21 protein-coding genes, 2 tRNA genes and 9 pseudogenes are annotated in these 24611 nt (G+C 49.7%); 21 read left to right on the top strand and 11 right to left on the bottom strand.

Features of this window, described 5'->3' with window-relative positions; genetic code table 11:
- Position 1 precedes the first annotated feature (1 nt).
- Positions 2-550: a FixH family protein gene (locus tag HT085_RS05535; protein ID WP_003688232.1), complete on the top strand. Its 549-nt coding sequence runs from the start codon at positions 2-4 to the stop codon at positions 548-550.
- 341 nt (positions 551-891) lie between these two features.
- On the opposite strand, the gene HT085_RS05530 is transcribed toward HT085_RS05535, so the two are convergent.
- From HT085_RS05530 to HT085_RS05515, 4 genes and pseudogenes are all read right to left on the bottom strand, one after another.
- Positions 892-2067: an NAD(P)H-dependent flavin oxidoreductase gene (locus tag HT085_RS05530; RefSeq protein ID WP_003691002.1), complete on the bottom strand. Its 1176-nt coding sequence runs from the start codon at positions 2065-2067 to the stop codon at positions 892-894.
- Positions 2068-2224: 157 nt separating this feature from the next.
- Positions 2225-2341, bottom strand: a pseudogene (locus tag HT085_RS05525) (IS5/IS1182 family transposase); the annotation flags it as partial.
- Positions 2342-2503: 162 nt separating this feature from the next.
- Positions 2504-2578, bottom strand: a tRNA-Glu gene (locus HT085_RS05520).
- A 17-nt stretch (positions 2579-2595) separates the two neighbouring features.
- Positions 2596-2672: transfer RNA gene (locus tag HT085_RS05515), tRNA-Arg, on the bottom strand.
- 117 nt (positions 2673-2789) lie between these two features.
- Here HT085_RS05515 and HT085_RS05510 point away from each other — a divergent pair.
- Positions 2790-4177, top strand: a pseudogene (locus tag HT085_RS05510) (3'-5' exonuclease).
- A gap of 109 nt (positions 4178-4286) precedes the next feature.
- Complete coding sequence (locus HT085_RS05505; protein WP_071201060.1) at positions 4287-4475, top strand: hypothetical protein; 189 nt, start codon at positions 4287-4289, stop codon at positions 4473-4475.
- 40 nt (positions 4476-4515) lie between these two features.
- On the opposite strand, the gene HT085_RS05500 is transcribed toward HT085_RS05505, so the two are convergent.
- From HT085_RS05500 to HT085_RS05485, 4 genes and pseudogenes are all read right to left on the bottom strand, one after another.
- Entirely contained in the window at positions 4516-6282 is a 1767-nt protein-coding gene (locus HT085_RS05500) for a DDE-type integrase/transposase/recombinase (protein WP_003701232.1), read from the bottom strand.
- Positions 6275-7148: pseudogene (locus tag HT085_RS05495) on the bottom strand (hypothetical protein). The gene HT085_RS05500 and the pseudogene HT085_RS05495 overlap by 8 nt, the downstream one beginning before the upstream one ends.
- Before the next feature lie 36 nt (positions 7149-7184).
- Positions 7185-7469: a winged helix-turn-helix transcriptional regulator gene (locus tag HT085_RS05490; RefSeq protein ID WP_003706365.1), complete on the bottom strand. Its 285-nt coding sequence runs from the start codon at positions 7467-7469 to the stop codon at positions 7185-7187.
- Complete coding sequence (locus tag HT085_RS05485) at positions 7456-7686, bottom strand: helix-turn-helix domain-containing protein (RefSeq protein ID WP_003691006.1); 231 nt, start codon at positions 7684-7686, stop codon at positions 7456-7458. The genes HT085_RS05490 and HT085_RS05485 overlap by 14 nt, the downstream gene beginning before the upstream one ends.
- A gap of 271 nt (positions 7687-7957) precedes the next feature.
- Here HT085_RS05485 and HT085_RS05480 point away from each other — a divergent pair, with 271 nt between their 5' ends.
- The 18 genes and pseudogenes from HT085_RS05480 (at position 7958) to HT085_RS05390 (ending at position 17776) form a co-directional block, all read left to right on the top strand.
- Positions 7958-8338, top strand: coding sequence for a helix-turn-helix domain-containing protein (locus tag HT085_RS05480; protein ID WP_003688243.1), 381 nt, complete (start codon positions 7958-7960; stop codon positions 8336-8338).
- Positions 8339-8571: 233 nt separating this feature from the next.
- Positions 8572-9612, top strand: coding sequence for a nucleoid-associated protein (locus HT085_RS05475; protein WP_003691008.1), 1041 nt, complete (start codon positions 8572-8574; stop codon positions 9610-9612).
- Positions 9609-9983 carry a nucleotidyltransferase family protein gene (locus HT085_RS11495; protein ID WP_010358353.1) on the top strand — a complete coding sequence of 125 codons (375 nt, stop codon included), beginning with the start codon at positions 9609-9611 and terminating at the stop codon, positions 9981-9983. Before HT085_RS05475 ends, HT085_RS11495 begins: the two co-directional genes overlap by 4 nt.
- A complete protein-coding gene (locus tag HT085_RS05470; protein WP_003691011.1) occupies positions 9980-10618 on the top strand; it encodes a nucleotidyltransferase family protein in 639 nt (212 codons plus the stop codon). Before HT085_RS11495 ends, HT085_RS05470 begins: the two co-directional genes overlap by 4 nt.
- A 119-nt stretch (positions 10619-10737) precedes the next feature.
- Positions 10738-11025, top strand: coding sequence for a hypothetical protein (locus HT085_RS05465; RefSeq protein WP_003688246.1), 288 nt, complete (start codon positions 10738-10740; stop codon positions 11023-11025).
- Positions 11026-11098: 73 nt separating this feature from the next.
- Positions 11099-11320 (top strand): hypothetical protein, encoded by a 222-nt coding sequence (locus tag HT085_RS05460; RefSeq protein WP_010358352.1) that lies wholly within the window; start codon positions 11099-11101, stop codon positions 11318-11320.
- A complete protein-coding gene (locus HT085_RS05455; RefSeq protein WP_003693377.1) occupies positions 11313-11522 on the top strand; it encodes a TraR/DksA family transcriptional regulator in 210 nt (69 codons plus the stop codon). The genes HT085_RS05460 and HT085_RS05455 overlap by 8 nt, the downstream gene beginning before the upstream one ends.
- A 162-nt stretch (positions 11523-11684) precedes the next feature.
- Positions 11685-12205: pseudogene (locus HT085_RS11570) on the top strand (IS630 transposase-related protein); the annotation flags it as partial.
- A pseudogene (locus tag HT085_RS05445) lies at positions 12181-12360 on the top strand (type I-C CRISPR-associated protein Cas5c); the annotation flags it as partial. The pseudogenes HT085_RS11570 and HT085_RS05445, both read left to right, overlap by 25 nt.
- Positions 12357-13643: pseudogene (cas8c, locus tag HT085_RS05440) on the top strand (type I-C CRISPR-associated protein Cas8c/Csd1); the annotation flags it as partial. The pseudogenes HT085_RS05445 and cas8c, both read left to right, overlap by 4 nt.
- Before the next feature lie 19 nt (positions 13644-13662).
- Positions 13663-14423 (top strand): annotated as a pseudogene (gene cas7c / locus HT085_RS05425) (type I-C CRISPR-associated protein Cas7/Csd2); the annotation flags it as partial.
- A gap of 26 nt (positions 14424-14449) precedes the next feature.
- A complete protein-coding gene (locus HT085_RS05420; RefSeq protein WP_003688254.1) occupies positions 14450-14818 on the top strand; it encodes a hypothetical protein in 369 nt (122 codons plus the stop codon).
- 6 nt (positions 14819-14824) lie between these two features.
- Positions 14825-15475, top strand: a complete 651-nt coding sequence (gene cas4, locus HT085_RS05415) for a CRISPR-associated protein Cas4 (protein WP_003691017.1) — start codon at positions 14825-14827, stop codon at positions 15473-15475.
- A gap of 115 nt (positions 15476-15590) precedes the next feature.
- On the top strand, positions 15591-15950 hold the full coding sequence (locus HT085_RS05410; RefSeq protein ID WP_003691018.1) for a hypothetical protein: 360 nt from the start codon (positions 15591-15593) through the stop codon (positions 15948-15950).
- 142 nt (positions 15951-16092) lie between these two features.
- A complete protein-coding gene (locus tag HT085_RS05405) occupies positions 16093-16716 on the top strand; it encodes a hypothetical protein (protein ID WP_003688258.1) in 624 nt (207 codons plus the stop codon).
- A gap of 59 nt (positions 16717-16775) precedes the next feature.
- A pseudogene (cas1, locus tag HT085_RS05400) lies at positions 16776-17132 on the top strand (CRISPR-associated endonuclease Cas1); the annotation flags it as partial.
- Positions 17093-17413: pseudogene (locus HT085_RS05395) on the top strand (CRISPR-associated protein Cas4); the annotation flags it as partial. The pseudogenes cas1 and HT085_RS05395, both read left to right, overlap by 40 nt.
- Before the next feature lie 135 nt (positions 17414-17548).
- A complete protein-coding gene (locus tag HT085_RS05390; protein ID WP_080281776.1) occupies positions 17549-17776 on the top strand; it encodes a CRISPR-associated protein Cas4 in 228 nt (75 codons plus the stop codon).
- A 39-nt stretch (positions 17777-17815) separates the two neighbouring features.
- On the opposite strand, the gene rpoD is transcribed toward HT085_RS05390, so the two are convergent.
- The 3 genes from rpoD to secA form a co-directional block, all read right to left on the bottom strand.
- Positions 17816-19744 (bottom strand): RNA polymerase sigma factor RpoD, encoded by a 1929-nt coding sequence (rpoD, locus tag HT085_RS05385; RefSeq protein ID WP_003688264.1) that lies wholly within the window; start codon positions 19742-19744, stop codon positions 17816-17818.
- A gap of 186 nt (positions 19745-19930) precedes the next feature.
- A complete protein-coding gene (gene dnaG / locus HT085_RS05380; RefSeq protein ID WP_003688265.1) occupies positions 19931-21703 on the bottom strand; it encodes a DNA primase in 1773 nt (590 codons plus the stop codon).
- Positions 21704-21847: 144 nt separating this feature from the next.
- On the bottom strand, positions 21848-24598 hold the full coding sequence (secA, locus tag HT085_RS05375; protein ID WP_003688267.1) for a preprotein translocase subunit SecA: 2751 nt from the start codon (positions 24596-24598) through the stop codon (positions 21848-21850).
- Positions 24599-24611 lie beyond the last annotated feature (13 nt).

The raw sequence follows: 24611 nt of genomic DNA, 5'->3' as shown, positions 1-24611 counted from the left end.
CGTGTCTCAAAACAATCCAATCAAGCCTTGGTACAAACACGTCTGGCCGTGGGTCTTGATGGCGGGGCCGATTTTTGTCGTCATCGCCAGCGTCGCTATGTTTTTTGTCGCGCAGCAGCACGCGACAGATTTGGTTACGGACGATTATTATAAGGATGGCAAGCATATCGACATCCAGCTTCATCGGGATGAAGAAGCCGTCAGACGGCATATCGGGGTGCAGGTCCTCATTTCTCCCGATATGAATGCGGCAAAAGTGTTTGTCGGCGGCGAGTTTGACGGCAAACAGCCTTTGAACCTGCTGCTGATGCACCCGACCCGCAAGGCGGACGATCAAACCGTCGCCCTCAAGCCCGTCGGCAGCGCGCAGAACGGCAGGGCGGAATATGAGGCGGTGTTCAAAACCCTTCCGCCGGCCAACCACTGGTATGTGCGCGTGGAGGACGCGGCAGGCGTGTGGCGCGTCGAGAACAAATGGATTACCAGCCAGGGCAATGCGGTCGATTTGACCCCGATGGACAAACTTTTCAATAATGCAGGAAGCAAATAAAAAAGCCGTGTTTTCATTGCATTGGTTTGTTATATGCAATGTCGGGCAGGCATTGTTTGATTATTCGGCGTGATGGTCTGATTTGTCGGACGAAAATAAATGTATCTCATCCCGTTTATTTTTTAACATCATTCCGAAAGGCAGCCTGAAAAATGCCGTCTGAAAGGCTTCAGACGGCATTTGTGTTGTATGTCCGACATAATGCGGAAGGCATTTTGTTCACATAAAAACGTTTTTATTTCTCTCCGTTTTTTCGACACTGTTCCGGAACACAACCTGAAAAACGCCGTCTGAAAGCCCTTCGGACGGCATTTTGTTTGCAAATCAAATCCTACCTGATGTCAGCGTCCGAGCGTTGCAACAGGTTCGCTCCCCGTCAGCAGATATTGTATCGTTTCGCGGACGGTGCGGATGGCATTACCGAAGGGAAGCTGGTCTTTTCCCCTGAAAAACAACCCCTTATCAACTTCTCCACGGAATGCGGCAGCAAGCTGGATATCAATACAGAATTGCCCTGCTTTGGAAAGCCCGTCGCGCAGACCGCAGCTGGTCAGGCAGTTTAAACCTTGGGTACAGCGGCGCGGGTCGGCTTTGGCGTTTGCCTGAAGTTTGCCTTCGCGCCTGATATAGCTGTCTAGGAATTTGGTGCGGATACCGCGCGCCGGCAAACCGGCAACAGACATAAATTCGACTACTTTTTCAGTTTCCGCACTGGCGAGCGTTTTTTTAAAGTTGAGGTGTGCATCTCCTTCTTCGGTAACGGCAAAAGCCGTACCGATTTGAACGGCGGAGGCTCCCCAGTTCTTTAGGGCGGTTTTGACTTTTTCAAAATTTGCCATGCCTCCCGCAAGAATAAGCGGGATTTTTTCTCCCTCCAGCCCCAAATTTTTAAACACTTCAAACGTTTCCTCAATCACGCGTTTGAAGTCGAATTTGGCATCGTTTACGCCTTCAACGGTTGATGCACCCAAATGTCCGGCCGCATGGGCAGGATGTTCGACTACAATCGCATCGGGCAATATGCCTTTTTTCATCCAACGTTTCAAGACGATATTAATACCGCGCGATTCGGACAGAATCGGCAGCAGCGCGACATCCTTATGATAGCCCTCGGTCATTTCCGGCAGGTCTAAAGGCAGGCCGGCACCCATCACGACCGCATCCGCCCCTGATTCGCAAGCCTGGCGGACATACGCGGCGTGGTCTTTGACCGCCTTCATCACGTTGACCGCAATCAGTCCTTTTCCCTCTGAAGCACTTTTGGCTTTTTGGATTTCCCTGTCTAATGCGGTACAGTTCAAAGACGTATATTTCTCTTCACTCGGATTGATTTGGGATTCGGCGAGCAGGTCTTCGTGAAGGTGGCGCAAATCTACACTGGCAATCGTTCCGATGCCGTTTTCACGCGCCACCGCGCTGGATAAACCCGATGCGGAAACACCGACCCCCATACCGCCTTGCACGATGGGAATAAGGGATTTTCCACGAATAATCAAAGGGTCAAAAATATTCTGCATCAGTTTCTCCGAATATACGAATCAGTCAGGCTCATGAAAAATGGTTTTAATTGTTTTAGAACCATTACTCAAATTTGGTATTATACTCTAAATATTGCAGTGGTAAACAGAAAAGCAGAAGGAGCTTTGGAATATGCTGTTATATCTGTACCAATCGGACAAAATATAGTGGATTAAATTTCAACCGGTACGGCGTTGCCTCGCCTTGCCGTACTATTTGTACTGTCTGGGGCTTCGTCGCATTGTCCTGATTTAAATTTAATCCACTATATTGAACGGACACCGCATCCGGTTATGGGATATCGGTTTGCATGGCAAAAGTTTGAATATGATTCGATTACGTCTGAGATTCTGATGAAGTGGGTAGGTAAAGATATGGTAACGAATTGCCGAGGCAATAAAAATCCCCGAGGGATTATTTCGGGGATTTGGAATCTGGCACGCCCACGGGGAATCGAACCCCGGTTACCGCCGTGAAAGGGCAATGTCCTAACCGCTAGACGATGGGCGCGTATTGTATTTTCTTACTGGCGCACCCGGAGCGATTCGAACGCCCGACCCTCTGGTTCGTAGCCAGATACTCTATCCAACTGAGCTACGGGTGCGCTGCAATAAATTTTTGAATTTTATGGTAATCATCGGATTCTGTCAATTATTTTGTTGGATGAAATGCCTTAAAAGTGTAAAATATCGGTTTGTTGTTTGAATTTAAAGAGAATAAAATGATTGTTGTTTCCCGCTGGCCCTTGCTGGAAAAGGCGTTTTTACGGTTTGGAATGCCTGTTGCCGTGGTTGATTTGGAATCGACGGGCGGCAATCTGTATGAAGACAGGGTAACCGAAGTGGCTTTGGTCAAGTTTGGGCAGGGAAGGGCGGAGAGGTATGAATGGCTGGTCAATCCTCAAAAACCGATTCCGAAGTTTGTGGCGGAACTGACGGGGATTTCAGACGGCATGGTTGCCGACGCGCCGGTGTTTGCTGAAATTGCCGGCGGGTTGTTTTCGGTATTGAAGGGGTGCGTGCTGGTGGCGCACAACAGCCGTTTCGACTATACGTTTTTAAAGCATGAGTTTCATCGTGCGGGTATCGGATTTTCATCGCCTGCTTTGTGCAGTGTGCAGCTTTCGCGTCGGCTGTATCCGCAGTTTTACAAGCACAGCCTGGACGGTATCATCGAAAGGTTGGGGATTGTTGTGGAAGACAGGCATCGTGCGATGGCGGATGTATCGGCGTTGTGTGATTATTTGGAATACAGCCTGTCGGCACACGGGCTTGAGGAGTGGAGCAGGCAGTGTTTCCGTTTGACGAATCCGAAACTTTTTCCTGCCGCGCTTCCCGAACGGTTGAGGGAACGGCTGTACGGTTTGCCCGACGGTACAGGTGTGCTTGCCTGTTTCGACGGCGGGGGAAAAGTAAATTATATCGGTACGTTTGAACGGGCATATGGCGAGGTTGCGGCTTTGTTGGATTCCGGAAAAGCCCCCGTTTGATTGGTGCAATACGGAGGAAGTCCGTTTTTTTTTCCCGCATTGGGCAGCCTGCATGCATATAAGATTAAAGCGGAATTGGTCGGACGTTATCATTCGGGTTGTTATGTATCTGCCAAAAATCTGCTTAAAACATTTACGACCGTCAGGTTTGAAAAAGGTTCAGACGGCATGTTGAATGCGAAAACAGCGGCTTTGAAAAACGGTGTGACGGATAATCCGCCTACCGGATTATTTGCCAATAAAAAGGCGGCGAGACGGGCTTTGTCGTCGTGGGCGGAAACATACGGATTGTGTCCTGCCTCAGCCGGTATCCTTCCGGACGGTTATGCAGAGGATGAGCCTTGTCCCGTATATGTTTCAGGCCGATGCGATAAGGCGTGCGGCCGTTCTGACGAACAAGTTTTGGCGTTTGCACACAAGTTGCCTGTTTTGGATTGGGGAAAAATGCATGAGGTGGAAATTACCGAAACCGATCCTTTAACGGGGGAAAAGTCGTTCTGCATGGAATGGGCGGCGCATTGGAAATGGATGACGGGCTTTGGTATTTCGATAAAGATTTACCGGATGTGTTTAAGGCGAAGTTTAAAACGGACAGGAAAAATATTAAGGAAATCGGTTAAATCGATACCGGTTGGTGAAAGCTGGTAAGTATGTAAACAGCCGTTCGTATTGATTGCCTGATCGGTTTGGATTGGAATGTGTTGCCGTTTGCAGGTAATGTGTCTGAAGATGCCGTCTGAATTTTTTCAGACGGCATTTTTGCCGACGCGGTTTGCGTGCCGTGTCGGTTTGCCCGTCCGTCCCGAGGCATCGGACAAGCAGGGTGGTTTTTATAGTGGATTAAATTTAAACCGGTACGGCGTTGCCTCGCCTTGCCGTACTATTTGTACTGTCTGCGGCTTCGCCGCCTTGTCCTGATTTTTGTTAATCCACTATAAAAGCTGTTTTCGGTTGAAACCTAACCGGTTTTCAAAAGTTTCAGACGGCATCTTGTCCGGGTGCGTTCAAACGCCTCTTCCAGCCTGCCCTCGGTCACACCTTCCGGGTAGTGTTTGAGGATGACCGACACTGCCTGTTTCCAGTCGCCGCCGTCTGCCTCGACGCGGGGTTTTAAGCGTTTGGCGATTTCGACCTTGCTCAATACCTGCTCGGCGACCTCCATCTTGTTGTAATCCATCTGTTGCCCCTGTTTGGGCATAAAGAGCGTATTGCTTGCGGCAAGCGTATCTTCTTGATGTTTGTACGGGTCGATTTTGCCGCCGAACGGGACTGCCTTGCCTTTGCGTTTGGCGGCTGCCGCCTCCAGCGTTTCCGCACCCATCGCCAGCTTGTCCAGCTCTTTGCGATGCCGTTGCGCGTCTGTATCGGCCGGGGCTTTGTATTCCGCCCCGATGACCGCGGCATCAGCCTTGAAGCCCATCTCGTCAAAAACTACTTCGGGTACGGATACCCAAACCTCGTTACCCTCCGCGTCATAAGTGGCGACCCGCGCCCCGTTTGCCTCCCAAGGATTCTTACCGACCAAAACTTTCTTACCGACCAAAATCCCCTTGATGCCTTTTACGCTATATACCCGTCCGCCAAAGCGGATTTCCAAATCCGCCGAGACTTTCGCCTCTTTCGGCGCGCTGACGGCAAGCTCTCGGCAATATTCGGCAGGCGGCGGCAGGATGAGCTGCTCGGGTTTGATTTTGTTCCACGCCTGATAGCGGGTCATGCCGTGGCGGCTGTGTTTTTGCGTACCGTTGTAGTAACGCATCCAGCGTTCCGATAAAGCATTGAGCTGGTCGATGTCGTGTACCTCGGTAAAGCGCAACCCGCTCTCAAATGCCGTTTCCACAATATCGTTGGCTTTTTCCACTTGCCCCTTGGCACGCGGATTGCCCGGCTTGTTGATTTGCACATGCACATCCAAGGGCTTGCACAAATTTTTAAACGCCGCCGAAGTATTCGCGCTGCCCGGGTCAAGCATGACCATGCGCGGTACGGTCCGGAACGGGTCTTTGCCGATGTCTTTTTTCGCCTGCATCATGTAGATGAAAAAATCACAGAGGTTCGCGCTGGTTTCGCCGCCGAAGTAATAACGCACCGAAATCGTGCCGGAGGCATGGTCTGTCCCCGTGTACCGCCAAACGCGGTCGTTTTCGATTTTGACGACGTTTTTCGGCTTGTTTTTATAAAACTCCTCTTCCTTCATCACCCGCAGCCCCGTATCCTTGCCCTGACGCGGCAGGAAATACAAAACGCACAAACTCGGGTCGATTTGCCAACAATGGTTCGGGTGTTCCGATTTCATGCGGCTGACGGGGTCGGGCTGCAAAAGCTGGTCGGAATGCAGCTTGTATTCCCGTAAAGCCCGGGTAATGGTGTTTTCAGAAAGGGGGATGACTTCCCCGGTTTCCCCGTCAATCCGCGCCGCCTCGATTTTCCCGTTGGCGCGCAGCATTTCCACCGCCTGCCGCACCGGCATCAACCGCTTGCCGTTGCGCCTCATCGCCTCCGCCAAAACCGCCGAAATCAATTTGGCTTCTTCCGGTTTAAGCTCCGTCTTGCCCGCATCGCTGCGCCGTTTGCGCGTCGGCTTGACGCTGACCGCCTCCAGCTTGCGGTATAGCGTGGCAAGGCTGATGCCCAATTCCTGCGCCTGCTGCTTAAGATATGCAGAGCGTGCGCCGCGCCCCATTGCTTCCGCCTGATTTTCGACTGCTTTAAGACGCTCAATCATTGCCGGATTCATCGCCTTCTCCCGTTTCACCGCCCAACCATTCCGGCACATTGTCTGCCGGTGCTTCGGTCGGTAGGGCATAGCTTTCGCGCAGTTGCTCGCAGTCCAAAATAATTTGATTGAGCGTGCCGACCATCTTCGCGCGGTGGTCAAATCCATGCGCCTCGCCGTGCGCCGCCATCTGCTCGAACATATCGCGCAATCGGCTGATTTGCGAGCGGATACCGACTTCCAAGCTGCCAAGCTGCATCGTCAGCTCGATGCCCACATCCGCAGGTTTAGGCTCTTTGACACCCGTCTGCTTTTTCGACAGCTTTTCCGCCAGCTCATCGACCTTTTTATTTTTATCGGCAATCACCTTATCTTTCGCTTCCGCCGTTTCACGGCTTTCGCGCAGGGCGACGCGCAGCTCCTTAATAGTCATACGGTCGACATCGTCAAAAGTGTTGCCGTTGACCTCACCGCCTTCGGCAAGCTCCAACAAAGTGTCGTCGTCTTCGACCAGCAGCTCGAGCAGTTTGGATTTGCCCAACGTCATCAGCTTAGGCTGCGCTTGTTTCATTTTCGGGTCGATAAAACGGAGGGTGGCATTCATCAGTCTTTGGGATTCCCGCCGTCCGAGGCCAACTCTTTTTCAGCGATTTCGGCAAACCGCCCATGCGGCGTATGCTCTTTGATGATGATCAGCGCGCGTCCCGGCTCAAACATCCCTTCCATCGTTTGGCGTCCGCAAATCGTCCGCGCTCAATCCATACCGTCTCGTTGTAGGCCTCGCCGCCTGAAAACTTGTCCATAACCTCCATACTGTGGATAGCCAATTCGTTTGCCGTTACGCCGACCGTATGTCCTAAAATTTCTGTTGCCATTTCTTTTGCTCCTCAAATGCGACGTCGTCGTCGCATTTAGTAAATTCGGTTTTCCAATTCTTGCAAGCGCGCATTCAGCCGCTCTTGCTGTTTTCTGAACCGCTCTGCGATTTGTAGGGTTTTGATGCCGTAGGCGTAGTTGCCGTTTTCAAGCTTGATGACCAATCCCGATGCAACCAAATCATCAATATCCCTGCTGACTTGTGATGGCGTCAGCCCCAGGCCGTCTGAAAGCTCCTTATTGCTGATGCCGATTACCGGATGCGCGTCCATCGCCAAAAACACCCGCAACAGCCGCTGCGCCTTTTTACTCGTCGCCATCCGCATCCTCCTTCAGCCCAAATTTTACCGCCGCTTCGTGGCTTTTGCCGAAATTGCCTTTCAGCTTGCCGCGCAAGGGGTGTTCCACCGCGGTGCGCTCCAAATTGAAATGTTTCGCCCGGTGCGTCTTGCACACGCCGTTGCGCTTAAACCACACGGCCGTGCTGCCGCGCGTTTGCGGATAGGGAATAGGCTTGAAATTTAAAGGTTTTTCCATATTATTTATGCCTTTCGTGTGGTATAATGTGTTTAGTTTTAGGCCTCTTTGCACGATAAACATCCGGTCTGTTGTGCAGCAGCAGGGTCTTGGCTTGTTTTAAAATAAACAAGCTTTTTCCCGTAGCCGGGTGTATGTGATCCATCATGAGCTGTCGCGCATGAGCCTTCAAAGTGTTCATTTTTTCGTCCTTTTTCGTGATGATTTAGGGTGTTTCATGTCTTGATGTGTGAATTATGAGAAAAATATTTCTCTTTTCAAGGAAATTTAAGTGGAAAAAACTTCTCTTTTTGGTAAGCGATTGAAAGAAGAAAGAATTAAATTAGGCTTGAACCAAGCAGAAGCTGCTGAAAAATGTGGTTTTTCTCGTGAGATGTGGGGAAAGTGGGAGCGTGGTGAAAATCGCCCATCAAGTGAAAAATTATTCTCTTTTTCTAAAATCGGCATCGATATTGATTACGTCATGCACGGCAGACGCGGCGAAACAGCCGCCATGCCGTCTGAATCCTTGAGTGCTGAAGAAAAAGAACTGCTTGCCCTGTTCCGTCAGCTCGGCAGCGGCAGCCGCAAAGAGCTTGCTGACTACGCCGCCTTTAAGCTGGTGGTAGAGAAAAAAGCCCAAACTGCGCTTGGTAAAGTGAGCAACGGATAAAAAATGCCGTCTGAAGATTTCAGACGGCATTTGGGACACTCTGACAGTCGGGCTGCTCCGGTGTTCTGAAACAGATATTAAGCAATAGGAGCGGCCGTGCATTTTAAAGCGTATTAAAAACCACCCCGATATTCAGGTCATCGGCCAAGTGGTTCAGATTTCAAAAGACCTTAATTAACTTACAATAGGAAAAATGATGACAGAAACGAATTACTCTTTTGAAGGGCTGGTAATTGAAAAAAATTATTACCCATCGTATTTATCCGAAAAATGAAAATAGAGAGCGTGTAGAACCTAAAATCAGTACACATTTGATTGATTTGCCTATTACGGCAAGAAGAACATTGGAAACCAGGCTGACCAAAGCTTTGGGTAATAAATCTCATGGCATTGAAATGTCTGTTGTCAATACGGCTGAAAATAGTTTTTTTCAGATAGCGGCAGCCATACAACTCAAAGAGGAAGCAGAGTTTATTGAGGATTCCGCACAATTTGCCCACATGTTGACCGATGCACAACTGAATACAAATGCACCGGGTGGTATTTTGTTGGTTTTAAAAGGTAGGGTTGGAGATACCGGTAAGCCGTTTTTATGTGTAATTAAGGCTGAACCTCAAGATGGGTTCCGAACCAAAGAAGAGGATGACTTTATCACGATTGAATTCTTAGAAGAATTATTACTGACCGATTCAGCAAGATTATTCAAGATAGGTTTTTTGGTGGCTGAAACAGTAAGGCCGCTAGAGCAAATACAATCTGGGAATTATCGAGCTTTTTTGTATGACCATCTGATGACACAAACGGAAACTAGACCGGCAGCTTCCTATTTCTATCAAGTATTCTTGGGTATGAGTATAGCTGCTTCTTCCCGTAAATTGACGCAGGATTTTTTTGAGTGGACACGCAATTTTATCGATAACTCTGATTTAAGTGATGATGCAAAATTAGATGCGCATGAAGCATTGCGCGTTACATTGAAAAGTGCGGAAGCAACCATTAGTGTAAATAATTTTGCCCAAAATCATTTACCTCAAGAAAAACGAACAACTTATACAGAATTTATGGTGGAAAAGGATTTTCCTCAAAATGCCGTAAGTAAAGATATTGAATATATTAAAACTCGTTTACGCAAACGGAGGTCTTACGGATTTAGTAACGGTGTAGTTATCTTGACTCCTCCCGAGCATACTCAGGACTATATGGAAATTGCGCCAACGGAAGATGGGGAATATACTGTTGTCCTAATTAAAGGACAGTTACAACAACAAAAATGAGTGATATTGATGATTTCAAAAGCTATTTAGAAAGCCACCAAGCGGCATTTTCCGCTTGGGGTAGATTTGTGGCTGAAGAAATTCAAAATCAATTATCCAATGTCATTTCTCCTGTTCCGGTTGCCAATTTTCTAAAAATTGAAGCAAAGCCTGGAGTCAAAGAGATTTCTTCAGCTCTAGCCAAGATTGGCCGAAAAAATTACACTTCACCTCAAACTCAAATGACTGACTTGGTCGGCGTACGTTTTGTGGCATTGCTTGCGGAACATATTCAAATAGTTTGTGAAATCATTGAATCCTCATCTCAGTGGAATGCTAAAGTTTCGAAAGATTTTGCAGATGAAATTCAGCAAAATCCCAAAGCAATTTGACTATACAATCCAAACATTACGAGATTCGTCCTAAACAAGCATTCATTACACCCGAAAATGTCAGCATCCCTGCTGATTTGTGCTGTGAAGTTCAGGTGCGTTCTTTACTCCAACATGCTTATGCAGAGCTGGTTCATGACAATATATACAAGCCTGACGGCAATGTTCCAAAGCAAGCAGAGCGCGAAGTCGCGAAGAGCATGGCTTTGATGGAAACTACAGATGACTTATTTAGTCGTACTCTGGCAATTTTGAAAGAAGCAAATCAACCACAAGAAGAGCTTCTTCCCCAATTATCACAGCTTTATCAAAAGGAAATAGGGCTTGTTCCTGAAGTTGATAAAAAAACCAATATGATTTTTCTAGAAACATTTCAATCCAGCATTTCCCAATCAAGTATTCTTTCTGACATCCGTTCACTTTTGAATGAGAAGAAATATATTGCCAAGCGGATAAAAGAAAATGCTGAAGAAATGTATTTTTTCAGTCAGCCAGCAGCTTTGTTGGTCTATTGGCTGATTGAGAAAGTTGGTGCAGATGAAGTATGGAAAAAATGGCCTTTGCCTGCATACAACAAAAACCTGAAATTCATTTGTACTGATTTGGATAAGCAACCATCCCATGAACTCTTTTAACCCCCTTTAAAAGCCCATTCAGACGGCCTTTCCTAATTATGCCTTAATCAAACGCGGCATAGCGGCAGTTCCGCAGCTGGCGGAAATCAAAAAATCCGCAAATCAGGAAGGGGGCGGCAATGATTGAATTTGTCCGAGCCAAAAAACGGCTGCTTTGGGCATTTGTACTTTTGCTTGCGTGGGCGTGCGGCTACCGGTACGCTGCCGACAAGGCCGAAGCGGAACAAACCGCCCTGATTGCCGCCTATCGGCATTCTTCTATGGTTGCGGCGGAACAATACGCCTTGCAGCTTAAAAAAGCGCAGGACGAAAGGCAGCGGTGGTACGACTTTTCCCAAAAACAAAGCACGGATTTGGCGGCCGCCCTGAGCGAATTGGACAAAACGCGCAACACCTTACAGGAGTAAACCCGTGAAGCGGCAGACAAAGACGGCAACCGTTTTAACGGCCTTGGCACGAACAGCCTGCACCTCTACAACCGTGCCTTCGGATACCCCGATTAAAACCGTTGCCGTCGCGGAAATTCCGCCCGTTCCTTCCGGACTGCTGGTCGAATACGAACGCCCCGAGCGTCCGGCCGGCGGCTCTCCCGAACAACTTTTAAACCACGCCGTCCGCTATGGCGGATACTACCGAAAGCTCGAAATCCAAATTGAGGGCTGGCAGAACTGGCACACGAAAGGCCGTCTGAAACATGACTGATTTTGCCGACCGCGCATCCGAACGCGAAGCCGAATTTCTGGTGGAAGCCTTGGCGAAACACCAACCGCCGTCTGAAAACACCGCCGGCTTCAGCCATTGCGAAGACTGCGGCGACCCGATACCGGAAGCAAAGCGAAAAGCCGTCCGAGGCTGTACGCGCTGTGTTGTCTGCCACGAATATAGTCAATTAAAAACAAAATAGTACAACACTCGACGTTGAAGGTCTAACCATGGCATACTCTGCGGACTTAAGAAACAAAGCCTTAAACCATAGCGGATTAACAAAAATCAGGACAAGGCGGCGGGCCGCAGGCAGTACGAATGGTACGGAACCGATCCGCCCGGCGCTTCATTACCTTAGGGAATCGTCCTCTTCGAGCCGGGGCGGGGCAACGCCGTACCGGTTTTTGTTAATCCGCTATATTACGGACAATGCAAAAACACCGGCCAAACCGCAGCAACGTTTAACTTGTCAAGAAACACGCTTTACCTGCGGATTCGCCTTAAAAAACAAACAGGCAGCCTAAAACATCAAGTTACCGGCCTAAATGCCGCCAAATCGGATAGGCAAAAACCGGCTCGATATGTCGGGCGGCATCCGGATGCCTGTCTGCATGAAATCGCCAAACATTTTGATTGTACGGCAGCCGCCGTTTGCCATGCGCCCAAACAGATGCGGATGGCGCGCAAAAAAAGACCGCCGCTTACAAAGAACAAGACCCGGCCAAAGTAACGCATTATTTGACACGGCCGGCCGGATTTTCCGACTGCCAACGCGTTTGTCCGGATGAAACAGGATTCGACCGCCGCCTGTTCCGCCCCTATGCCCGCAGCCTGAAAGGGCAAATGGCGAAAGCGCGGATAAGGGTGAACCGCTGCCGCCGTCGGCGTTATCGGAAAGCGAGGCAAACCGCGATTTGGGCTGGATGCTGCACGATATTGATTTTGATCACGGCAACACGCCGCATTTTTTCCGCACGCAAATGAAAGACGGCTTGATTGATGTGCCGCCGTTTTACGCCGAGGAGGTGAAAGCATGATTCTTGCGTCCCTTGTCCGCTATTACCGCCGTTTGGCAACGGAAACCGATGAAACGGGCAACCCGAAAGTGCCGTCTTATGGTTTTAGCGAGGAGAAAATCGGCTGGATTTTGGTGTTGGATAAAGAAGGTCGTCTGAAAACCGTTGTGCCGAATCTGACTGCCGATAAAAAGCCGCAGCCGAAGCTGATGAGTGTGCCGCGCCCTGAAAAACGCACGTCGGGTATCAAACCGAATTTTTTGTGGGATAAAACCGCCTACGCGCTTGGCGTGGAAGCCAATAAAAACAAAGCCGAAGCCAAAGAAAAACCGTTTACGCCGTCTGAAAAAACCTTTGAAGCCTTCAAGCAATACCATCTCGATTTACTGCAAAACAGCGAAGACGAAGGTTTACAAGCCTTATGCCGTTTTCTGCAAAACTGGCAGCCTGCACATTTCGCTGCCGAAAACCTGCCTGCCGAAATGCTTGATTCCAACACCGCATTTTCTCTTGAAAAACCGACCGCTCTTATCCATAAACGCGAAGCCGCGCAAACCTTGTGGGCAGGCTGCCTGAAAAGTGATGAAGCACTCGAAAGCTTATACCTGATTAGCGGCGACACCGCGCCGATTGCACGGCTGCATCCGGCGATTAAAGGCGTGTTTGGCGGGCAAAGCTCCGGCGGTTCGATTATTTCGTTTAATAAAGAAGCCTTTTCCTCTTTCGGAAAAGAGCAAGGCGCAAATGCGCCTGTTTCCGAACAATCCGCCTTTGCCTACACCACCGCGCTGAACTATCTCTTGCGCCGCGAAAATAATCACTGCCTGACCATAGGCGATGCCAGCACGGTCTTTTGGGCGGAAGCGGATGATATAGTGGATTAAATTTAAATCAGGACAAGGCGACGAAACCGCAGACAGTACAAATAGTACGGCAAGGCGAGGCAACGCCGTACCGGTTTAAATTTAATCCACTATAACGCCACGGCGCAGGCTGCCGAAGGCTTCTTCGCGCAAGTGTTTACGCCGTCGGATGACGAACAAGAAAGCGCCAAAATTTTCAACGTATTGGAACAAATCGGCAAAGGTCGTCCGCTGCAAGAAATTGCGCCTGAACTCTCTCCCAATACCCGTTTTTACATCTTGGGGCTTGCCCCCAATGCTGCGCGGATTTCTGTTCGGTTTTGGCTGGACACCACATTTGGGCAGCTGGCGGAAAACTTGGCGCATCATTGGCAAGATTTAGCCCTTGAGCCTTGTGCGTGGAAAACGCCGCCGTCTATTTGGCGGCTCTTGTTGCAAACTGCCGTGCTGGGCAAAAGCGAAAACATCCAAAGGCTTGGTAACCGATGTCTGCCTGAAACGCAAAATCCGTAATTTTGTCGAAATCAGCAGCGAAAACGAAGCCGGTTACGAAATCTACGTCAAAGAAAAAAGCGTGCTGAACCTGCAAAACAAACGCGCTTATGAGGCGCTTGGCATTGAGTCGGAAGCCAAAAACTGCCGAAGGACGAAGCCAAAGCCCGTGATATTACCGCTTGGATGTGTAAAAACTTCTTTGACATCCGCACCTTCGGCGCCGTGATGACCACCGAAGTCAACAGCGGACAAGTGCGCGGCCCGGTACAACTGGCGTTTGCCCAATCCATCGACCCGATTGTGCCGCCGGAAGTTTCCATCACCCGCATGGCGGTAACCAATGAAAAAGACTTGGAAAAAGAACGCACCATGGGGCGCAAATACATCGTCCCTTACGCGCTCTACCGCGTGCATGGCTTTATCTCCGCCAACCTTGCCGCCAAAACCGGTTTTTCAGACGACGACTTAGCCAAACTCTGGCAAGCCCTGACGTTGATGTTTGAACACGACCGCTCCGCCGCCCGTGGCGAAATGGCGGCACGCAAACTGGTTGTTTTCAAACACGACAGCGCACTCGGCAGCCAGCCTGCACATAAACTGTTTGACGCCGTGAAAGTCGAACGCGTAAACGGCGAATCAGGTACGCCCGCAAGCGGTTTTGGCGATTACAAAATCAGCGTGGTTTCAGACGGGCTAAATGGCGTGAGTGTGGAAGAGTATTTGTAAGTTTTCAATAAATCAGGAGTAACGATATGAAATATTGGCTAGTTGGAGCCTCTTGGGGAGGGCAGGGGCATCAAGATCAATTTTTTGTTGAAAATGGTTACTGGGTTTTGGAGTGGGAATCCTCTCAACAACCAGATCAATTTGCAAAAGGAGAAAAAATCCAAGTAGGTGATCGAATTGCAATCAAACGCATGAAAGGTCAAGGATCGTCTGAAATTAAGATTTTACATATTGGAATCGTTAAGGGGGTTATTTCTGAAACGAACAAAATTATCTGTGTCGTTGATTGGATAGTTAAAAATTTAGATAGAAATGTTGAAAGTAGAGGATGCTTTAAAAGTATTCATGATCCATATGATAAAGATGAATGGATAGAAAAAATTTTTTGTTTGTAGCAAAAGATGACCGCACTTTTAACCGAAACCCAAAGGGAAAATCAGGATACGCGCCTGATTCCCCTTTCCGCCCTGCAACACTACGCCTTCTGCCCGCGTCAATGTGCTTTGATTCACAACGAACAGGCGTGGGCGGAGAACTATTTGACCGCGCAAGGCAAAGCGTTACATGAGCGGGTGGATTCGGACGAGCCGGAAACGCGCAAGGGCGTACGTTTTGAGCGGACGGTACACGTTTCGGTAGAAAAACCGGGCATCAGCGGCATATTGGATTTGGTGGAAGCGGATACGAAAACAGGCCGTCTGAAACCTGTGGAATACAAACGAGGCAAGCCCAAACCTGACCCGGGGGATGAAATCCAGCTTTGCGCCCAAGGTTTGTGTTTGGAAGAAATGACGGGGCAAACCGTTTCAGAGGGCGCGCTGTGGTATATGCAAACCCGCCACCGCGTCCCCGTTGTGTTTTCAGACGGTCTGCGCGCCCAAACCCTCGCCACCATCGCCGCTGTGTGCAAACTCCTAAACAGCGGCCAAACCCCGCCGCCCGACTACGGCAAACGCTGCAAAGCCTGCTCGCTGGCGGAGATTTGCCAGCCGGAGTTGCTGGGAAAACGGGATAGGAGTGTGGGATATGTGAAGGGGTTGTTTGGGGAGTAATATTTTATTTGAAAAAAATTATTACGTTAATTAACTTGAATCTTCCAAATTAATCGCAATTTCTGAAAACGAGCAATCATGCTCAATTGTAATTACACATTTTAAGGAGTCGTAAATGACAAGAAATATAGAACATCAATTTAGCAATCTATCTGATGTTGGTGAAAAACTAGAGTTAGAAAATCCTACTGTAGAGAATGTCGTAGATATTTTAGTGGATATTGGACATGATGACCGAGTTTATACTTTTCATGATGACTTTCTCGGGTTAAAAAGCGGTTTGCCACAAGACTTATTGTCGAAACATATCGACGAGCTTGAAGAAGGTGATTTTGCAGATAGATATTCAGATGAAATTGATAAAATACTGGATAATGCAAATATAATATTCTATCACCTTGAACGAGAGCTTAGTGAAGATGATTTAGAGGAAATACGAGAAGAAAGAGAAAGACTGGGTTTAGAAGACGATTAGTATACTTGTTGTCATAGAATAGATTCAATACATACAGGTTGGGTTATGCTGTTTTACCCAACCAGCTAACCTCAGGGCATATTTAATATTATTTAATTCTGAATAATATTCTATTGAAGTTTCAAGATATCTAAGGAAAAACATGACACAAAAAAATGATTTTAAAAATGCTAATTTTTATGGGAATACTCAAATAGTTAATGGTGATGTTCATAATGTACATACTCAAAATACACCAAATTCAATAAATGAAAACGAAATAGCCACATACACCCCGGAACCAATTTGGAGAAGCCCCATTACGATGGCTTGGCTGACATGGGCTAGTTTTCTGATTTCTTTAGCAGGGCTATTACCTATTTATAATTGTATAGTTAAACCCATATTATATTTAGTAAATGGTAAAACTATGATACAAAGTGAAATAAATAATACTTATATATTTATTTTAATAGCTATTGCTGTATTATTTCTTATCACTATTACATTACGCAGAATTACTAAGTATCAAACTAGATACCCATTAGTTTTTAATTATGCTATTAGCGGTATGGGGCATCGTTTAAGTCTAGAGAAAATTAGTATTTCTCAATGTCCACAGTGCGGTGGAGAAATGAAATATTATAATAAGCCAATCGAGTGGGAGAATATACGTTATTCTGATGGTAGCAAGAAAAGAAGGGTAACAAGAACTACACCAGCATTAGAGTGTAAAAGAAATCGTGAGCATTGGTATAAAGTTGATCCGGCAGAAGATAAAATCTAATTTTTAGCTAGCCCCTCGTTTAACCCCAAAAGCACGGTCAAAACCTAAGGAGTTTTCCCATGCGCAAACTGCAAAACACACTCTACATCACCACCCAAGGCAGCTATCTGCATAAGGAGCGGGAGACACTGGTGGTGGAGCAGGAGCGTAAGAAGGTGGCGCAGTTACCGGTGCATTCCATCGGGCATATTTTCTGTTTTGGGAATGTGCTTGTGTCGCCGTTTCTGTTGGGGTTTTGCGGCGAAAATAATGTGAATTTGGCGTTTTTTACCGAAAACGGGTGTTATTTGGGACGGCTTCAGGGGCGGCAGAACGGCAATGTGCTGTTGCGTCGGGCGCAGTATCGGGTGTCGGAGCAAAGTCCCATGCCGATTGCGTGCAATATCATTGCGGCAAAGATTCGGGCGATCCGGAAACGTGCAAGGGCGTGCGTTTTGAGCGGACGGTACACGTTTCGGCGGAAAAACCGGGCATCAGCGGCATATTGGATTTGGTGGAAATGGATACAAAAACAGGCCGTCTGAAACCTGTGGAATACAAACGAGGCAAGCCCAAACCTGACCCGGTGGATGAAATCCAGCTTTGCGCCCAAGGCTTGTGCTTGGAAGAAATGACGGGGCAAACCGTCTCTGAGGGCGCGCTGTGGTATATGCAAACCCGCCACCGTGTCCCCGTCGTGTTTTCAGACGGCCTGAGACCTTTGCAATAACATAGGTTACTAAAATTTTATGCTCAATCTCATTTTCAAAATGCAAAACTTTTCTGATTTTTCCTACTTTTTGCTCAATATTAGGAAGGTTTTAGGCAATTGAAAATTTTTTGGCGCATTTTTATGCGTCAAATTTCGTTAACAGACTATTTTTGCAAAGGTCTCGGCCTACGCGCCCAAACCCTCGCAACTATAGCCGCCGTCCGCGAACTCTTAAACAGCGGACAAACCCCGCCGCCCGACTACGGCAAACGCTGCAAAGCCTGCTCTCTGGTGGAAGTCTGTCAGCCGGAGTTGTTGGAGAAACGGGATGGGAGTGTGGGATATGTGGAAGCGTTGTTTATTGTGTAAGAAAAAACCGCAGGTATTTGAAACCTGCGGTTTTTTGGTTTACAGCTTGCTGTCTTCGCTGTCCAAGAAACTTCTCAAACGGTCGCTTCTTGTCGGATGCCGCAGCTTGCGGAGTGCTTTTGCCTCGATTTGACGGATGCGTTCGCGCGTTACGTCAAACTGTCTGCCGACTTCTTCCAGCGTGTGGTCGGTGTTCATATCGATGCCGAAACGCATACGCAGGACTTTTGCCTCACGCGGTGTCAGGCTTTCGAGGATTTCTTTGGTTACTTCGTGCAGGCTGGTGTACATTGCCGCATCGGCCGGCGCAACATTGTTGGCATCTTCGATGAAGTCGCCCAAGTGCGAATCGTCGTCGTCGCCGATGGGGGTTTCCATCGAAATCGGCTCTTTGGCGATTTTCATGATTTTGCGGATTTTGTCTTCGGGCATCTGCATCAGTTCGGCAAGTTTGGCGGAATCGGGTTCTTCGCCGGTTTCTTGAAGGTGTTGGCGCGAGATGCGGTTCATCTTGTTGATGGTTTCAATCATATGTACCGGAATACGGATGGTACGCGCCTGATCGGCAATCGAGCGGGTAATTGCCTGGCGGATCCACCAGGTTGCGTAGGTGGAGAATTTGTAGCCCCGGCGGTATTCGAACTTGTCGACCGCCTTCATCAGGCCGATGTTGCCTTCCTGAATCAAATCAAGGAACTGCAAGCCACGGTTGGTGTATTTTTTGGCAATGGAAATGACGAGGCGCAAGTTTGCCTGAATCATTTCCTGTTTGGCGGCTGCGGTTTCTTTTTCGCTCGACACCATATTTTTGTTGATTTCTTTCAACTCTTCGATGGAAATGCGGGTTTCTTTTTCCATATCCGCCAACTCGGTTTGTTTTTCGAGGATGGCGTGGCGGAAGCGGTCGAGTGCGTTGCTCCAAACCCTGCCTTTGGCGATTTCTTCTTCAATCCATTGCAGATTGGTGATTTCGGGCAGGAAGTTTTGGATGAAGTAGTCGCGTTCCATATGGACGCGGTCGAGGCAGATGTCGCGGATTTCGCGTTCGAGTTTGCGGATGTTTTCTACTTTTCCGCGCAGGCTGCTGCTGAGGCTGTCGATTTGCCGGGTGGCGAAACGGACTTCCAGCAGTTTGTTGGCAATCGCGTCGCGGTAGGCGAGATAGTCTTTGTGCCGGCTGTGGTGTTTTTCCAAACAGCCGATCATTTTTTTGTAGTCTTTTTCGATTTGGGCAAAGTGGCCGATGACTTTTTGTTTCAATTCGGCGAGATTGGCTGCCGAGACTTCATCCGCATCTTCTTCCGATTCTTCGTCGTCTTCGTTTTCGTCCGAATTGTCGTTGGAAGGTTTCTCGGGTGCTGTGGTTTCCAAGTGCCCCAAGCCCAATTCGTTGAGCAATACTTCATTCGGGTCGATAATGGCTTCTACGACTTCGTCGACGCGGATTTCGTCTTTGCAGATTTTTTCGATGAGTTCTAAGATTTCCGCAATGGAACCCGGGCAGGCGGAGATGGCCTGAACCATATTTTTCAGGGCGTTTTCGATTTTTTTGGCGATGATGATTTCGTCTTCGCGGGTCAGCAGGTCGACCTGTCCCATTTCGCGCATATACATACGGACGGGGTCGGTCGTCCTGCCGAACTCGGAATCTGCGCTGGAAAGGGCGGCCTCGGCTTCTTCGACGGCATCATCGTCGGTAACGGCGGCATTGTCGCTTAACAATATGTCTTCCGCATCAGGGGCGTGTTCGGTAACTTGGATACCCAAACCGGAAATCATACTGACGATGTTGTCGATTTGATCGGCATCGGACATATCGTCGGGCAGTGCGTCGTTGATTTCGGAGTAGGTGATGTAGCCGCGTTCTTTGCCCATAATGATGAGTTGGCGCAGGCGCGCACGTTGTTCCTCAATCGTCAGGGGGCGGGCATCGTCTTGGTATTCTTCGTGATTTTGGTTTTTGGACATTGTCTGCTTTCTGTTGGCAAGATGCCGACGGTTTGCGTTTGGACGCACCTGAAGGCGTGGCAAAGTAGGGTACTCTGATGCCGTCTGAAGGCTTTTTGGGATGGGTGTTCTGCAGGTGTCGTTGTTGCAGCCGGGGTGAATGCTTTTCAGACGGCATAACGGTTTACAGATGGCGGAATCCGCCGGTCAATTTTGTTTTGCGGTCAGCAGCGACAGCAAAAGTTTTTTCTCGCTTTCATTTAAGCCGGATTGCAGGCTTTTTTGTTTTAATGTTTCAATTTGGCTGTATTTTAACTCATTGAGCAGTTTTTTGATGCCGATTTGGAAGTTTTCGCAATCTTCTTCGCCGCCGCCTTCCATTTCTTCCGATTGAAGGGCCGACCGGAAGATGCGGTCGATTGTTTCTTCGTAGGGCGAACCGCGCATATGTTCCAAAACCTGTGCGGTTGCCGGCACGGAAGGATGGTTTTTAATGGTTTCGGCGAGGTTGGCAAGGCAGGCGAAATCGCCGTCCAACGCCAGATAATCGGGCAGGTCTATATATGCAGCCCAATCCGGATTTATCAAGAGGCTGCGGATTTGCCGTTGCACCAATGTCGGCATAACGGGCTGTTTGACGGAAATCGGAGGCAGTTTGTAGTTTTTTTGTTTGACGTGCCGCTTTGGCGCTTCCTGTCCGAGCAGTTGCGCGAGGTTGTCGGGGTCGATGCCGACCAGCTCGCTAAGCCGTTGTTTTAACAAATAAGCCAATGCCGGTGCGGTAATCTGCACCAAAAGCGGCGAACTGGTTTTCACCAATTCCGCCTTGCCTTCCTGCGTATTGAGATGAATGCCGTCTGAAAGGTGTTCCCAGAAATATTCCGACAAAGGCTTGCTTTGATTCAGAAGCGCGTCTTCAAATTGCGCTTTGCCGTAGGCGCGGATGTAGCTGTCGGGGTCGTGTTCTTCCGGCAGGAATAAAAAATGCAGCGATTTGTCGTCTTTCAACTGCGGCAGCGCGTTTTCCAGCGCGCGCCAAGCCGCTTTTCGCCCCGCGCTGTCGCCGTCGAAACAGAAATAAATACTGTCCGCCTGCCGCATCAGGATTTTGACGTGTTCCGCCGTCGTCGCCGTGCCCAAGGCCGCCACACCGTAGCCCACGCCGAACTGTGCCAGCGCGACCACGTCCATATAGCCTTCGACCACCAAAATCCGTTCTGCCTCTTTTACAGCAGCACGCCCCTCATACAAGCCGTAAAGGTTTTTCCCCTTATCGAACAAAGGCGTATCGGGCGAATTCAAATATTTCGGTTTCGAGTCGTCCAGCACCCTGCCGCCGAAACCGATGACCTGCCCGCGCGGATTGCGGATGGGGAACATAATCCGATGGCGGAAGCGGTCGTAATGCCGCCCCTCATTGTCAATCACCATCCCCGTATCCACCAACGCGGTATTCGGATACGGTTGGAACACTTGCGCCAAAGGCTGCCAGCCGTCGGGCGCGTAGCCCAAACCATAATGCGCGATGACTTCCGCGCTCAAGCCGCGTTTGTCCAAATAAGCTTTCGCAGCCGGATTGAATTTCAGCTGCTGCGCGTAAAAATCAGCTGCCGCCGCCGTCGTTTCTTCCAGCGTCTGCTGTTTTTTCTTGCGCTCGGCACGGACTTCGGGATTATCGTTCTGCCCGCGCACTTTAGGCACAATCATACCTACGCGGTCGGCAAGGAACTGAACCGCCTCCGGAAACGACAGTCCCTGATGTTCCATCACAAAACCAATCGCCGAACCATGCGCCCCGCAACTGAAACAATGATAAAACTGCTTGGTCGGACTGACCGAAAACGACGGTGTTTTTTCCTTGTGGAACGGGCAACACGCCATATAGTTCGCCCCGCCTTTTTTCAGCGGAACCTGCTCGTCGATGATGCCGACAATATCGGTTTTGGCCAGAAGCTCGTCAATGAAGTCGGATGGAATCATGATGTGGGGGGACGGGATGTCTGTTTTCGGTACGGACGGTACGAAATCGGGATTTTTCGGAATGGCGGTCGGATGTGGCGGTTCAGGCAAAATGCCGTCTGAAGCCGGAAACCGGATGTTCAGACGGCATTTGCGTTCAAACGCTTAAGCCAATTTGCCGTGGCATTGTTTGTATTTCAAACCGCTGCCGCAGGGGCAGGGGTCGTTGCGGTGGACGATTTGTCCCCGCGCTTCCAAGGCTTCGGGGCTGAAATCCGTCCCATCGGGATTAAAGGCTTCGGTAACCAGATCGGTTTGCGACTGACCCAAAAGTTCTTCTATATCGGGCGATTCGGAATGGATGGACTGGATGTTGCCGACGGGTTGCTCTTCAACCGCCGCGACAGGGTTTTGTTCGATTTGAACCGAAGTAAGCAGGGAGGCGATATGGAATTTGATGCCGTTCCACAGGTCTTGGAACATGGTAAAGGCTTCGCGTTTATATTCCTGCTTCGGATTTTTCTGGGCATAGCTGCGCAGGTGTATGCCTTGTCGCAGGTAGTCCATGGCGGCAAGATGTTCGCGCCATTGGTTGTCGATGGCCTGCAACATCACGTTGCGCTCGAAATCAGCCATTGCCTGCTTGCCGACCAGTTCGGTTTTGGCGGCATATTCGTTTTCGATACGTTCGATCAGGCGCTCTTTGATGTCTTGACCGTCAATCGCATTGTCCGCCTTCAGCCAGGATTGGATGTCTTCCTGAAGCCTGAATTCGGCAGCCAGGCGGTTTTCCAGTGTCGGGATGTCCCATTGTTCTTCCATGCTGTCGGGCGGCATATAGGTATCCACGAGGTCGCTGACGGCATCAGAACGGATTTCCTGCATCAGGTCGCCGATGTCTTTGCTGGTCAGAATTTCGTTGCGCTGGCTGTAAATGACTTTGCGCTGTTCGTTGGCAACGTCGTCGTATTCCAAAACCTGTTTGCGCATATCGAAGTTTCTGCCTTCGACTTTGCGTTGCGCCCCTTCGATTTGGCGCGTCAGCAGGTTGTGCTCGATGGCAACGCCGCGTTCGGGGGCGAGGCGGTTGAGGATGGCGGCGGCGCGGTCGAGTGCGAAGAGGCGCAACAGCGGGTCTTCAAACGAGAGGTAGAAACGGCTGGATCCGGGGTCGCCCTGACGGCCGGAACGTCCGCGCAACTGGTTGTCGATACGGCGGCTTTCGTGGCGTTCCGTACCGATGATGTGCAAACCGCCTGCTTCCATCACTTTATCGTGTTCTGCCTGCCAGCCGTTTTCGAGTGCGGCGATTTGTGCCTGTTTCTCTTCGTCGCTCAAGGTTTCGTCGGCGCGGATGGCATCGGTTTGGTGCTTCAGGTTGCCGCCTAAAACGATGTCCGTACCGCGTCCCGCCATATTGGTGGCGACGGTAATTGCGCCGACTTTGCCGGCTTGGGCGACAATCAGGGCTTCGCGTTCGTGTTCTTTGGCGTTGAGGACGTTGTGCGGCAGTCCGGCTTTTTGCAGAAGGCGGGAGACCAGTTCGGAGTTTTCGATGCTGGTCGTACCGACGAGGACGGGCTGCCCGCGTTTGTGGCATTCCTCGATGTCTTTGACGACGGCTTCGAATTTTTCTTCGGCGGAACGGAAAATCTGGTCGTTGAAGTCTTTGCGCTGTACGGGGCGGTTGGTCGGGATGATGACGGTTTCGAGGTTGTAGATGCTTTGGAACTCGAAAGCCTCGGTATCTGCCGTACCGGTCATACCGGAGAGCTTGGTGTACAGGCGGAAATAGTTTTGGAAGGTGATGGAGGCGAGGGTTTGGTTTTCGCGTTTGATTTCCACGCCTTCTTTGGCTTCTACGGCTTGATGCAGGCCTTCGGACCAGCGGCGGCCGGACATCAGACGGCCTGTAAATTCGTCAACGATGACGATTTCGCCGTCTTGGATAACGTAATGTTGGTCTTTGTGGAACAGCGAGTGCGCGCGTAATGCTGCCATAAGGTGGTGCATCAGGGAGATATTTGCCGCCGAGTACAGCGAGTCGTTTTCTGCCAGCAGCCCCATTTGGGTCAGGATTTGTTCGGCGTGTTCGTGACCTGTTTCGCTCAGGATGACCTGATGTGCCTTTTCGTCGACCCAATAGTCGCCTTCGCCTTCTTCTGTCTCTTGACGGACGAGGTGGGGCGGAACGGTGTTCATGATTTGGTAGAGCTGGATGTTGTCGTCTGCCTGACCGGAGATAATCAGCGGGGTGCGCGCTTCGTCAATCAAGATGGAGTCCACTTCATCGACAACGGCAAAATTCAATTCGCGCTGCACTTTGTCGTATTGGTCGGTTACCATATTGTCGCGCAGGTAGTCGAAGCCGAATTCGTTGTTCGTGCCGTAGGTAATGTCGGCAGCGTAGGCGTTTTGACGGTCGAACGGCTGCATATCTGAAATAATCACGCCGACGGTCAGACCGAGGAAATTGTAGAGCGGCTCCATAATGCCTGCGTCGCGCGAGGCGAGGTAGTCGTTGACGGTAACGACGTGCACGCCTTTGCCGGCCAGCGCGTTGAGATAGACGGCGAGGGTGGCGACCAGGGTTTTGCCTTCGCCGGTACGCATTTCGGCGATTTTGCCGTCGTGCAGCACCATACCGCCGATAAGCTGCACGTCGAAGTGGCGCATACCGAGTACGCGGCGGGACGCTTCGCGGCAGACGGCGAAGGCTTCGGGCAAAATGCCGTCCAAAGTCTGACCGTCGGCGAGGCGTTGTTTGAATTCGGCAGTTTTGGCTTGCAGATCAGCATCGCTTAGGGCTTGCATCTGTTCTTCGAGCGCGTTGATTCTGGCAACGGATTTACGGTATTGTTTCAGCAAGCGGTCGTTGCGGCTGCCGAAGATTTTCTTGGCAATGTTTGTCAGCATGAATAATTCCTGC

Origin of the sequence: Neisseria gonorrhoeae (assembly GCF_013030075.1) — a bacterium.
Taxonomy (GTDB): domain Bacteria; phylum Pseudomonadota; class Gammaproteobacteria; order Burkholderiales; family Neisseriaceae; genus Neisseria; species Neisseria gonorrhoeae.
This window is presented reverse-complemented; position numbering and strand designations above follow the sequence as displayed.